We start from the raw sequence: 12,599 nt of genomic DNA, 5'->3' as shown, positions 1-12,599 counted from the left end.
TTAGGACAATTTTTGTCTTCTAAATTTTTGCAGGATGAGCGAAGCACATGTTTAAAAAACTTCGTGGCATGTTTTCTAACGACCTATCTATCGATTTAGGTACTGCCAACACTCTAATTTACGTAAAAGGACAGGGCATCGTTCTTGATGAACCTTCTGTCGTTGCTATTCGCCAAGATCGTGCAGGTTCTGCAAAAAGCGTTGCTGCAGTTGGCCATGCCGCAAAGCAGATGCTTGGTCGTACACCGGGCAATATCTCCGCTATCCGTCCAATGAAAGATGGCGTAATTGCTGACTTTTACGTGACTGAAAAAATGCTACAGCACTTCATTAAGCAAGTGCATGACAACAGCATTCTTAAACCAAGCCCACGTGTACTTGTTTGTGTTCCTTGTGGTTCGACTCAAGTTGAGCGTCGTGCCATCCGTGAATCGGCATTAGGTGCTGGTGCACGTGAAGTTTACCTTATCGATGAACCAATGGCGGCTGCAATCGGTGCGGGCTTGCGCGTTTCAGAACCAACTGGTTCAATGGTGGTCGATATCGGCGGTGGTACGACTGAAGTTGCGGTTATCTCACTAAACGGTGTGGTTTACTCATCTTCGGTACGTATCGGTGGTGACCGATTCGATGAATCGGTGATCAATTACGTTCGTCGTAACTACGGCAGCTTGATTGGTGAAGCAACCGCTGAAAAGATCAAACATGAGATCGGTTCTGCGTACCCAGGTGATGAAGTGCGTGAAATCGAAGTTCGCGGTCGTAACCTTGCTGAAGGTGTGCCTCGTAGCTTTAGCCTTAACTCAAACGAAATCCTAGAAGCGCTGCAAGAGCCGCTGTCTGGTATCGTTTCGGCGGTAATGGTTGCACTGGAACAGTGCCCGCCAGAGCTAGCGTCTGATATCTCAGAAAACGGTATGGTACTGACCGGTGGTGGTGCACTACTGAAAGACCTTGACCGTCTATTGATGGAAGAAACCGGCATTCCAGTGGTTATTGCTGAAGACCCACTAACGTGTGTGGCTCGTGGTGGCGGTAAAGCGCTAGAAATGATCGACATGCACGGTGGCGATCTATTCTCTGAAGAATAAAGTGTCCGGCGAAGCCTAATTTTGGCTTCGCCTTCATTTCCGCTCTCTGTAATTTCAATCTGCTCCATTCCTGGTTCGGGTTAAGCCGTATCACCAGGTTGCCAAGTAAGGCTCAATAATCATGGAAGCAATCAGGTCAAAAACAAGATGAAACCGATTTTTGGCAGAGGTCTGTCTCTGCAATTGCGTCTGTTTTTTGCTGTCATCGTGTCGGCAAGCTTAATGCTGGCGGATAGTCGTCTAGATACGTTTTCCAACGTCCGATACCTATTGAACAGTATGGTTGCGCCTATTCAGTACGCAGCAAACTTGCCTCGTAGCATGTTTGATGGTCTATTCGAGCGTCTTAATTCTCACCAAGCTTTGATTGAAGACAACCGTAACTTGAAGCGAGAAGTACTTCGCCTCAAGAGTGAGCTCGTCTTGCTTAGCCAATACAAAGAAGAAAACCAACGTCTGCGTAAATTACTTGGTTCTTCGTTTGTCCGCGATGAAAAGAAAGTCGTCACTGAGGTGATGGCGGTTGATACCTCGCCATATCGTCACCAAGTGGTGATTGATAAAGGTCGTATCGATGGCGTTTACGTTGGTCAGCCCGTGATTAACGAGAAAGGCATTGTTGGTCAGGTCACGTTTGTTGCCGCACATAACGCGCGGGTACTGTTGTTAACAGACGCGAAGAATGCGATCCCGGTACAGGTGATCCGCAATGATATCCGCGTTATCGCATCGGGTAACGGCGAAGTGGATGAGATCCAACTTGAGCATATTCCAACCAGTACCGATATCCAAGTCGGTGATTTGTTGGTGACCTCTGGTCTTGGGGGGATTTACCCAGAAGGGTATCCGGTCGCCAATGTCACATCTGTGGCTCATGATCCGCGCCAAGAATTTGCCTCGATCAAAGCTGAGCCGGTGGTGGAGTTTGATCGTTTGAGATATCTACTGTTGATCTGGCCGAATGAAGATCGCCAGCACAAAGTATTGCAGTCCAATGTGGAAGAAGGTTCAGAGCAAGAGGTAACCGATGGCCAATAGTGTATTTCGAAGCCGAATGGTCATCGGCGTCAGCTTCTTTGTTGCGTTAGTTCTACAGACGATTCCATGGCCGGGTGTATTAGACCTACTGCGCCCATCATGGTTATTCCTCGTCACCTGTTACTGGGTATTAGCATTGCCGCACCGCGTCAATGTTGGGACCGCCTTGGTGCTTGGTCTGCTATGGGATATTTTGATTGGCTCGACCTTGGGTATACGAGGGATGATGATGTCGATCGTTATCTACTTGGTTGCGCTCAACTTTTTGGTGATCCGTAACATGGCATTGTGGCAACAGTCGACACTGATTGCCTTTTTAACTGTGCTATTGGAACTTCTGATATTCTGTGGTGAATATTTGAATCAGGACGTAGTATTTAACCCATTATCTCTGTGGACGGCTGCAATAAACTGTATACTTTGGCCATGGATGTTTTTACTAATGCGACGCGTCCGTCGCGCATGGCACGTAAGGTAGCGTTGTGAAAAAGGGCTTTCCCCTCGTTCTCGCCTCGGGTTCTCCGAGAAGAAAAGAGCTGCTTGCTCAACTCGGTTACGAATTTGATATTGTGCTTCCTGATATAGAGGAAGCAAAACAAGACCACGAGCAAGCACAAGACTATGTGTTGCGTCTCTCTCTGGAAAAGGCTCAAACAGGCTTAGCAATGGCTAAGCCTGATTCTGTTGTATTGGGCTCAGATACCATTGTGGTATGCGATAATCAAGTATTAGAAAAACCCAAAAGTTTTGAAGATTCAAAGCGTATGCTCAACAACTTATCTGGTCGTCAGCATCAAGTGATGACCGCTGTGAGCATTGTTTCATCGGAACAACAACACTCAGTGGTCGTTATCACTGACGTGTGGTTCAAACCACTGTCTGAAGAAGAAATCGAACAATATTGGCAGTCAGGTGAACCATGCGATAAAGCTGGAAGTTATGGTATTCAAGGGCTCGGAGGACGTTTTGTCACCCGAATAGAAGGCAGTTATCATGCCGTAGTAGGCTTACCTTTGTTCGAAACCGATCAGCTAATTCAAGAATTTTTATAATTGTTTTGAGGTGTGCACATGAGTGCAGAATTGCTGCTAAACGTGACCCCGAGTGAAACTCGCGTGGCCATGATTGAAGGTGGAGTACTACAAGAAGTTCATATTGAACGAGAAGCGCGTCGCGGCATCGTCGGTAATATTTATAAAGGTAAAGTGAGCCGGGTATTGCCAGGTATGCAAGCGGCGTTTATTGATATCGGTCTGGATAAAGCGGCGTTTTTGCACGCGTCAGATATAGTACCACATACTGAATGTGTGGCAGAAAACGAAAAACAGCAATTTCAGGTACGCGATATTTCTGAATTGGTTCGCCAGGGCCAAGATATTGTGGTGCAAGTGGTGAAAGATCCGCTAGGCACAAAAGGCGCTCGCCTAACAACCGACATCACTCTTCCATCACGTTATCTTGTTTTTATGCCTGGCTCGAGCCATGTGGGCGTATCTCAACGCATTGAAAGTGAGAGTGAACGTGAACGCCTAAAGAAAGTGGTAAACCACTATTGTGATGAGAATGGTGGCTTTATCATTCGTACCGCTGCAGAGGGTGCTGATGAGAAAGAACTCTCTCAAGACGCGGCATTTTTGAAACGTTTGTGGCTGAAAGTCATGGAGCGTCGTTCCAAATACAAAACGCGTTCAACGCTGTACGGTGAACTGGGCTTGGCGCAGCGTATTCTGCGCGATTTTGTTGGCACTGAACTGGACAAAATCATGGTCGACTCTCGTCTCGAGTACGAAAACCTCAAAGAGTTTACCTCTGAATATGTTCCAGAGCTGACCGATAAGCTTGAGCTGTACGAGGGTGACAAGCCGATCTTTGACATGTACGACACCGAGAATGAAATCCAACGTTCTCTGGAGCGTAAGGTTGAGCTCAAATCGGGTGGTTACCTGATCATCGATCAGACCGAAGCGATGACCACGGTAGACATTAATACGGGCGCGTTTGTTGGTCGTCGTAACCTTGAAGAGACCATCTTCAACACCAACGTTGAAGCGACTCTGGCGATCGCACGTCAACTGCGTTTGCGTAATCTTGGCGGTATCATCATAATCGACTTTATCGATATGGCATCAGAAGAACATCGTAAGCGTGTACTTACCTCTCTAGAAGGCGCACTGTCAAAAGACCGAGTGAAAACCAACATCAATGGTTTTACTCAGCTAGGGTTAGTCGAGATGACTCGCAAGCGCACACGAGAAAGTATTGAACATATTCTATGTTCTGGCTGCCCTACTTGTGAAGGACGTGGCAGCGTGAAAACGGTCGAAACCGTGTGTTACGAGATCCTACGTGAAATCACCCGAGTGAACCGTGCGTACGATGCGGACAACTTTGTTGTGTATGCATCGCCATTTGTCGCGGAAGCGTTGCTAGGTGATGAATCCCACGCGCTAGCGGAACTCGAAGTATTTATTGGAAAGCAAGTTCGTATTCAAGCTGAACCCCTGTACATTCAGGAGCAGTTTGACGTCGTGATGATGTAATTGGAAAATTTGTGAATTCTGGTTTTAAGCGTTTCGGGCGTTTCTGCACGTGGAGTTTGATCACCATATTGGTTCTACTGGCCATACTGGTAACGACACTGCGCGTCGCATTGCCACAACTTAACCATTTCCAAGATGAGATCAAAACCTGGGTCAAACAAGGCACAGGTTTTGACTTTTCTATCGCCAGCGTTGCTGGTTCTTGGCGTAATAACCATCCTTCAATCTCGTTGCAAGGTTTAGAGGCTAATCTGCCGAATAATCAAGATGCACGGTTTGCTGTCGACGAGATCCATATTGAATTTGATTTAATTCAGTCACTGTTCAGCCTGAAACCTGTGGTGGCCGATCTAACTATTGATGATTTGGCATTGGATATCCGAACACTTGATATTCTTGCCAAACCAAACAAGAGTAACAAGTCTACCAACGTAAATAAAAGCGAAACTAAGCTGATTGATCAACTTGACTCGTTACTCTTACGTCAGTTTGAAGACTTTACCATCACCGACTCACGCATTTGGTATCAGTCTGTTTCTGGTGAAACTCGCCGTTTAGATATCGAGCAACTACGCTGGAGTAATCGAGGTAAGCAGCACTTAGCGGAAGGTACGGTCAGCATCGCTGATGTCAGCCTCAACTCTTTGTTAGTGAGTGCAAACTTTAAAGATTACGGATCGTTGCTTGACGTGTCGGGTGAGTTTTATGTTAGCGCTCAAGACTTGTCTGTGACGCCGTGGTTAACCACCTATATGAAGGACGCTTCTGGCATAGAGTCCGGTCGCGTGAGTTTAAATACCTGGCTGACGTTAAAGCACAGTCAACCAAATTACGCATACGTTGAGCTGCGTCCTTCAGAGTTAGTCTGGAATGAAAATGGCCGTCACGAACTACTGTTAGAGTCTGGTATTTTTATACTTTCTCCGGACAAGCAAGGTTGGAAAGTTAATGGTCACTCACTGCAAATTCGTACGGATGACCGTCCTTGGCCTGAACTGGATGTGGCGTTTGATTGGCAACCTGACGGATGGTTGCTAAACCTCTCTCTGCTTGACATTGAAGCACTGACTCCATTAATCAAGTTAGCGCCACAGTCGGAATCCACTAGCGAACTACTCAATAAATTAGCACCAAAAGGGCGAGTGGAAGATATTCGTTTGTCGATGAACGGCAGTGTAGATACATTACGTTATTCGGTCGAGCTTGACCAGCTAGGCATGGCTCAGTGGGAGCTGCTGCCGGGCTTTCATCATGTGCAGGGGACACTGTTTGGTGACTTAAAGCAGGCCAAGGCCAACATCACAGTGATTGATGATGTCTTCCCGTATGGCGATGTATTCCAAGCGCCATTGAATATCAAACAAGGTGAAGTGGACATCATTTGGCAGCAAGATGAAAACGGTTGGCGTCTATGGTCAGACAAAGTGACCGCCGCGACGCCTGATTTGCAGGTGCTTGGTGCGTTTCGTTTGGATTTTCCGCAAGATCAAAGTCCATTTCTATCGTTTTATGCTGAAGCGGATCTCTACAATGCGGGTGGAACTTGGCGGTATTTACCGACTCCAGCGCTGGGACAAGATCTGACAGACTACCTTTCAACGGCGATTCAAGGTGGCAAAGTTAATACTGCGAAGCTACTTTGGTATGGTGAATTGGGTGACTTTCCGTACAAAGAACATAATGGCATGTTCCAAGCTTGGGTGGGACTGAAAAACGCCAAATTCAGCTTTGATACCGCGTGGCCGACCATTACTGATCTGCAGCTGGACTTGCTGTTCGAAAACGATGCGATGTATTTGGACTCGAAATCTGCAACCCTAAATGGCGTAAAAGCGAAACGCATTACAGGTCGTATTCCTGATCTTGCAGAAGGTGGTCATATTGAAATCGAAGCCAAAGCAAGCGCGCTAGGTAATGAAGTTCGCGATTACATGATGGCGACGCCATTGGTTGACTCTGTTGGTGCTGCGTTGACTGCGCTGAAAGTGAGTGGGCCTGTGTACTCCGAATTCCAGCTTAATATCCCTTTTGATTCAGACAAAGACGCAAGAGTGTGGGGCTATGCGGATTTAAACAACAACCAAGTCTATATCGATGCCCCGCCGATGACGTTAGAAAACGCGACTGGACGAGTCACCTTCGATAACGATATCGTGATGGCCTCAGGCCTTTCTGCTGAGCTCCTGAAGCAGCCGATCTCGCTAGACTTTCGTGGTGAAAATGCCGAGCAAGGCTATGACGTGGCGATCAATACCCTTGGAGACTGGGAGGTTGGACCGCTTAAACCTTATTTAGGTGACCGTTGGTTGAGTTTAGTCTCTGGTCATGCACCGTGGCAGATGGATATTGACTTACAGCTTAACGACGTAGGCTTCACTTACCAAGTGGATGTGTTAGCACAGTTGAGCCAACTGACGAGTGATTACCCCTATCCGTTAGGCAGAAAACGTGGTGAGGAAGGTCAAGCCAAGTTACAGGCGTTAGGCAATCAACAAGGCATTTCTGCGCGGCTGCAAATTCCCAATGCGAAGTACCAGACTGAAATCGATATTTCTGGTGATGTGCCAGTATTGACGGCGACAAATCTTGTGATTGGCAATGGTGGATTCAAAGTCAATCCGGTCGTTGGGCATGATGCTTCAATTCGTTTGAATGAGCTCAGCCTTGAACAATGGATTGATCTGATGAATGTGCCGACGAGTAACACAGAATCTGTCCTATCGAGCATGAAGACGCCGACGATTCCGTTGCCAACCCGCGTTGAGATGAATGTAAAAAACCTTCAATTCGGTGGTATTGAGTTTCACGATGTGGATCTGAATGCCCGTAAGAAAAACTTGAGCTGGCAGTTTGACGTCGATAGTCAGGAGATTAAAGGTAAAGCGAACTATCTTAAGCCTTACGACTTGTCGGTTTCTCTTGAGCGGCTGCACTTGTACATCCCTGGCTTTGATCAGATTACCGAAGAGAGGAATTCTCTGTTTGCCAGTGAAGATCAAGCTGCGCCATTGATTTCAGATTTTGACCGCCAGCTCCATAGTGAGATGCCAAATGTCGTCTTGAATATTGATGATTTCTGGTTGCAAGGCTACAAGGTTGGTCAGGTGAATGTGGACTTACAGCGTCGAAATAATCGTTTGGAGTGGAAAAACGTCACTTTCAGTAGCGGTCAAAGCCGCGTTGATATGAATGGCTGGTGGGAGTTAACCAAAGCGCGCAGTCACTCAAATCTAACCATCAAACTGCAAGGTGAAAACAACAGCGATTTGATGGAGCGTTTCGGCATTACCTCTGGCATTCAGCGAGCGCCATTTGATATCAATGCGAACTTGGAATGGGATGGTGCACCATGGTCGATGAAAACACAAAGTTTGCAAGGAAACGTATCGACTGAATTTGGCAAAGGGGTGATCAGCGAAGTGAGCGGTGCTGCGCGACTGCTTGGTTTGTTCAGTCTGGACTCCATCATTCGCAAAATGCAGCTCGATTTCACCGATGTGTTCGATAAAGGTATGGCATTTAACTCCATCACTGGTAGTGGCAAGATCCAAGATGGCGTGTTTGTCACCAATGACATTGTCATGGATGCACTGGCTGGAGAGATGCAAATCCGAGGTATGGCCGATATTAATGCTCGTTTGGTGGATGCAGAAGTGAATTTTACGCCAGATATTACCTCTGGTTTACCAATGTTGACGGCATTTGCGGTTGCACCTCAAACCGCGCTGTATGTGTTGGCGATCTCGACCGTGATCTCTCCGGTCGTGGAAGTTTTCACCCAAGTTAACTACGAAGTAAAAGGCCGGCTTGATTCGCCAACGGTAAAAGAGATATCACGTAGTAAAGGTGAATACACATTGCCAGAAAAATTGCGTGATGAAGCGAAATAATCACGCAGTTAGTTTTCTTAGCGTATAAGGAATAGAGAACATGGAACGTGTAGGCATCATACAAATGACGTCAGGTCCAGATCGAGAGGAGAATCTGGACTTCATTGCCAAGCAGTGCGCATTGGCAGCGGCGCAAGGTGTGAAGTTGGTACTCACACCAGAAAACGCAACGCTGTTTGCTAATCGCGAAGCGTATCACCATAACGCAGAAGTGTTGTGTGATGGTCCGATTCAACAGCGTTTATCTGATATAGCAAAACAAAATCAATTGACTTTGGTTTTAGGCAGTATGCCGATTTGTACTGAGCAAGGCGTCACGACCACCACGTTGGTTTTTTCTCCAGTGGGAGAGTGCATTGCTCATTACGACAAGCTACATATGTTCGATGTCGAAGTAGCGGATGGTCATGGTCGCTATCGTGAATCCGATACCTTTCGGGCTGGTGCTCAAATTGTCACAGCAGAAACCAATATTGGCACACTTGGATTGAGTATTTGTTACGATGTGCGCTTTCCTGAGTTGTATAAAGCATTACGCTTAGCGGGAGCAGACATTATTGTCGTACCAGCGGCGTTTACTGCGGTTACGGGGAAAGCACACTGGGAAATACTGCTGAGAGCGCGTGCAATAGAAACCCAATGCTGGATTTTAGCAAGTGGGCAAACTGGCACTCACCCATGTGGACGCCAAACATGGGGACACTCGATGGTTATTGACCCCTGGGGACAGATACATGTGCAACTTCACGAGCAAGTAGGATTGCTGGTGACAGAGATAGATTTGTCACAAAGCCAGCAAGTAAGGCAGAATATGCCGCTGACTCAACACAGTCGCTTTCAAAATGAATTGAAACGGAAACTAAAGAGCTAACTATGAGCATAAATCAAATAGAACAGGCACTCCTTGCCCCAAACGGTCTGACAGAGCAAGACATCGCTGATACGCTCGCGAGAATTGCCACACGCCAGATCGATTATGCGGACATTTACTTTCAGTCCAGCTGGCATGAGTCTCTGGTTCTAGAAGACAGCATCATCAAAGATGGCTCTTTTAACATTGATTGTGGTGTTGGTGTGCGCGCTGTAACGGGTGAAAAAACCGGTTTCGCTTACTCAGACCAAATTAATCTAGAAGGTTTAAAGCAAAGTGCCATTGCCGCACGTGGTATCGCTCAGCAAGGCCAAAATGGCAACGTTCAAGCGTTCAAGCGTTCAGCTAACCAAGCGTATTATGATGCGGTAAACCCGCTAGCAAGCTGGGAAAAGCAGCAAAAAACCGAACTGTTGATGTCGCTTGATGCGTACATTCGTACCAAAGAGCCGCTGATCAAAGAAGTCTCGATCAGTATCAGTGGTGTCCATGAGCAAATGCTTGTGGCAGCAACCGATGGTACTTACGCGGGGGATATCCGTCCTCTTGTTCGTCTGTCGATCAGCGTGCTCGCTGAAAAAGGCGATCGTCGTGAGCGCGGCAGCGCAGGTGGCGGTGGTCGTTTCGGTTATGATTTCTTCCTGTCTGAAACGGACGGCGTGAAACAAGCCTTCCAATTTGCAGATGAAGCCATCCGCATGGCGCTAGTGAATTTAGAAGCGGAAGCTGCGCCTGCGGGTATGATGCCTGTCGTATTAGGCTCTGGCTGGCCAGGTGTTCTTTTGCATGAAGCGGTTGGTCACGGCTTGGAAGGTGACTTCAACCGTAAAGAGTCTTCAGTCTTCTCTGGCAAGCTAGGCCAACAAGTAACATCGCCATTATGCACCATCGTTGATGACGGTACGTTGAAAGACCTACGTGGTTCATTGAATGTGGACGATGAAGGGGTAAATGGTCAGTACAATACGCTCATCGAAAACGGTGTGCTAAAAGGCTACATGCAGGACAAGCTAAACGCGCGATTAATGGGTGAGAACCCAACGGGTAATGGTCGTCGTGAATCTTACGCGCACCTACCAATGCCGCGTATGACCAATACTTACATGCTACCGGGTGAGCACTCGCCGGAAGAGATCATCTCAACCGTGAAGAAAGGTTTGTACGCGCCCAACTTTGGTGGCGGTCAGGTCGATATCACATCAGGTAAGTTCGTATTCTCTACGTCAGAAGCGTACTTGATTGAGAATGGCAAGATCACTCGCCCAGTAAAAGGTGCAACATTGATCGGCTCTGGTATCGAAGCGATGCAGCAGGTCTCAATGGTGGGCAATGACCTAAGTATTGACAGAGGTGTTGGTGTTTGTGGCAAAGCCGGGCAAAGTGTGCCGGTTGGTGTAGGCCAGCCTACGTTGAAGCTTGACTCCATCACGGTTGGTGGTACAGAGTAAGTGACTCGATAAGTGGATGAAATAGAGCGCTCATAGAGCGCTCTTTTGTTATGGGAATACGGAGCGCTACAGGTTTTCTTCGGCAAACTCTGCCAAGCGACTACGTACTACGCCATTGAGGTGAATATTGGCGCTGCCTTCAAAGTTCTTGAAGCGTTCAACCATATAAGTCAATCCAGACGTGACTGGTGTGAGGTAATGGGAGTCAATCTGTGCCAAGTTACCCGAACACACAATCTTCGTCCCCTCACCACAGCGGGTGATGATGGTTTTGATTTGTGAAGCGGTGAGGTTCTGACACTCATCGAGCAGGACAAATGCATTCTGGATAGAGCGACCACGCATAAAGTTAATCGACTTAAACTGAATGTTGGCTTTATCGCAGATGTACTTCATCGAGCCTTCAGTACAATGGTCGTGCTTGTGCAGCGCTTCCAGTGTATCTGTTACGGCTGCCAACCACGGCATCATTTTCTCTTCTTCTGATCCGGGTAAGAAACCGATGGATTCGCCAATATCTGGCGTATTACGTGTCACAATGATCTTATCGAACATCCCTTTTTCAATGGTTTGCTCCAGTGCTGCAGCCATCGCCAACAAGGTTTTACCACTACCAGCGGCACCGGTCAGAATCACCAAGTCAATCTCTGGATCGAGTAGGGCATCCATCGCCATGCCTTGATAGATATTTTTGGGTGTGATGTCCCAAGCGCGACGGTGCATCATGCGCTCACGGCTGAGGTCAAGCAGTGTGATCTTCTCTTCATCGATGCTTTCTACGCGACCGACAAAGTCACTATTTTCATCCATCATGTATTGGTTAATGAAAGTCGGCTCAAATGGTTCGCGATTGAGTTTGTGGAACGTTTTTCCGCCCAGAGCATAGCTTTCTACTTCATCAACGCCACTCCAGAAATCTCCTTCACGCTGTTGGAAGCCTTTGGTCAGGTATTGAATATCATCAATCAGTTGATCGGTGCGATAGTCTTCAATAAAGCGAACGCCAGCGCCTTTGGCGCGTAAGCGCATATTGATGTCTTTGGTGACGAGCACGACTTCACGTGGTGCGCGTTTGTTTTGTAGATAAAGCACCGCATTGAGGATGCGATTGTCACCGGCTTTGTCGGCGAAGGCTTTGACGGTTTCCTGCAATTCGAAGTCCGCCAAAATAGAAATGGTTCCTTGAGTTGGTTTTTCTTTGGAGACCGGAATACCCTCTGATATTTCGTCTGGTGTCGTGTCTCTGAATAAGTTTTCTAAAGCACGAATCGCAACGCGCGCATCTCGTGCTACATCGCGTTTGCTGTCTTTAATGCGGTCGAGTTCTTCCAATACCGTCATAGGGATGACGACATCGTGCTCTTGGAAAGAATAGATGGCGAAGGGTTCATGAAGAAGGATATTGGTGTCGAGTACAAACAGTTTCCGATCGGTATCGCCCATAGCGTCTCCTTGCCGCAAGCGCGGCTATGCTGCAGAAAGTTAAGTAGGTAAAAATCTTAACTCTGATTGCTTGCAATAGAGGTCGTCGAGCTATGTCGGTTAGTGCGCAACTGAGTAGCAAGACAACTTATTGCAAACCCGTGTTGATCCTAATCGTGTAGTTGTACACTCAAATCATACGCAATGCTTTTGAGTGCTCCTCACAACAAGTATACGTAATATTTACTTGTTACAACTCAATAATTGCCATGAGTTTTTTACAATTTGATTGCATTCTG

The 12,599-nt window shown here is 47.2% G+C and carries 9 protein-coding genes; 8 read left to right on the top strand and 1 reads right to left on the bottom strand.

Features of this window, described 5'->3' with window-relative positions; all coding sequences use genetic code 11:
• Positions 1 to 47 precede the first annotated feature (47 nt).
• From AK966_RS16645 to tldD, 8 genes are all read left to right on the top strand, one after another.
• Entirely contained in the window at positions 48 to 1,091 is a 1,044-nt protein-coding gene (locus AK966_RS16645) for a rod shape-determining protein (RefSeq protein ID WP_099080126.1), read from the top strand.
• A 147-nt stretch (positions 1,092 to 1,238) separates the two neighbouring features.
• On the top strand, positions 1,239 to 2,129 hold the full coding sequence (gene mreC, locus AK966_RS16640; protein ID WP_099080127.1) for a rod shape-determining protein MreC: 891 nt from the start codon (positions 1,239 to 1,241) through the stop codon (positions 2,127 to 2,129).
• Positions 2,119 to 2,607 (top strand): rod shape-determining protein MreD, encoded by a 489-nt coding sequence (mreD, locus tag AK966_RS16635; protein ID WP_099080128.1) that lies wholly within the window; start codon positions 2,119 to 2,121, stop codon positions 2,605 to 2,607. The genes mreC and mreD overlap by 11 nt, the downstream gene beginning before the upstream one ends.
• Before the next feature lie 4 nt (positions 2,608 to 2,611).
• On the top strand, positions 2,612 to 3,181 hold the full coding sequence (locus AK966_RS16630) for a nucleoside triphosphate pyrophosphatase (protein WP_119464563.1): 570 nt from the start codon (positions 2,612 to 2,614) through the stop codon (positions 3,179 to 3,181).
• Between the two features lie 18 nt (positions 3,182 to 3,199).
• Complete coding sequence (gene rng / locus AK966_RS16625; protein WP_099080130.1) at positions 3,200 to 4,669, top strand: ribonuclease G; 1,470 nt, start codon at positions 3,200 to 3,202, stop codon at positions 4,667 to 4,669.
• Positions 4,670 to 4,680: 11 nt separating this feature from the next.
• Positions 4,681 to 8,559 carry a YhdP family protein gene (locus tag AK966_RS16620; protein ID WP_119464562.1) on the top strand — a complete coding sequence of 1,293 codons (3,879 nt, stop codon included), beginning with the start codon at positions 4,681 to 4,683 and terminating at the stop codon, positions 8,557 to 8,559.
• Between the two features lie 40 nt (positions 8,560 to 8,599).
• The gene (locus AK966_RS16615) at positions 8,600 to 9,430 is read left to right on the top strand and encodes a carbon-nitrogen hydrolase family protein (RefSeq protein WP_119464561.1); all 831 of its coding nucleotides are present in this window, start codon (positions 8,600 to 8,602) and stop codon (positions 9,428 to 9,430) included.
• Positions 9,431 to 9,432: 2 nt separating this feature from the next.
• Positions 9,433 to 10,878, top strand: coding sequence for a metalloprotease TldD (tldD, locus tag AK966_RS16610; protein WP_099080133.1), 1,446 nt, complete (start codon positions 9,433 to 9,435; stop codon positions 10,876 to 10,878).
• Positions 10,879 to 10,944: 66 nt separating this feature from the next.
• Here the strand turns inward: tldD and AK966_RS16605 are convergent, their stop codons facing one another.
• Positions 10,945 to 12,321 carry a PhoH family protein gene (locus tag AK966_RS16605; protein ID WP_119464560.1) on the bottom strand — a complete coding sequence of 459 codons (1,377 nt, stop codon included), beginning with the start codon at positions 12,319 to 12,321 and terminating at the stop codon, positions 10,945 to 10,947.
• Between the last annotated feature and the right edge of the window lie 278 nt (positions 12,322 to 12,599).

This window comes from Vibrio sp. PID23_8, from assembly GCF_003584965.1.
Classification (GTDB): domain Bacteria; phylum Pseudomonadota; class Gammaproteobacteria; order Enterobacterales; family Vibrionaceae; genus Vibrio.
This window is presented reverse-complemented; position numbering and strand designations above follow the sequence as displayed.

What these genes read in the sequence shown, in the direction of transcription:
- AK966_RS16615 (WP_119464561.1), top strand. Translation starts at nt 8,600, where the DNA reads ATGGAACGTGTAGGCATCATACAAATGACGTCAGGTCCAGATCGAGAG.
- mreC (WP_099080127.1), top strand. Translation starts at nt 1,239, where the DNA reads ATGAAACCGATTTTTGGCAGAGGTCTGTCTCTGCAATTGCGTCTGTTT.
- mreD (WP_099080128.1), top strand. Translation starts at nt 2,119, where the DNA reads ATGGCCAATAGTGTATTTCGAAGCCGAATGGTCATCGGCGTCAGCTTC.
- rng (WP_099080130.1), top strand. Translation starts at nt 3,200, where the DNA reads ATGAGTGCAGAATTGCTGCTAAACGTGACCCCGAGTGAAACTCGCGTG.
- AK966_RS16645 (WP_099080126.1), top strand. Translation starts at nt 48, where the DNA reads ATGTTTAAAAAACTTCGTGGCATGTTTTCTAACGACCTATCTATCGAT.
- tldD (WP_099080133.1), top strand. Translation starts at nt 9,433, where the DNA reads ATGAGCATAAATCAAATAGAACAGGCACTCCTTGCCCCAAACGGTCTG.
- AK966_RS16605 (WP_119464560.1), bottom strand. Translation starts at nt 12,321, where the DNA reads ATGGGCGATACCGATCGGAAACTGTTTGTACTCGACACCAATATCCTT.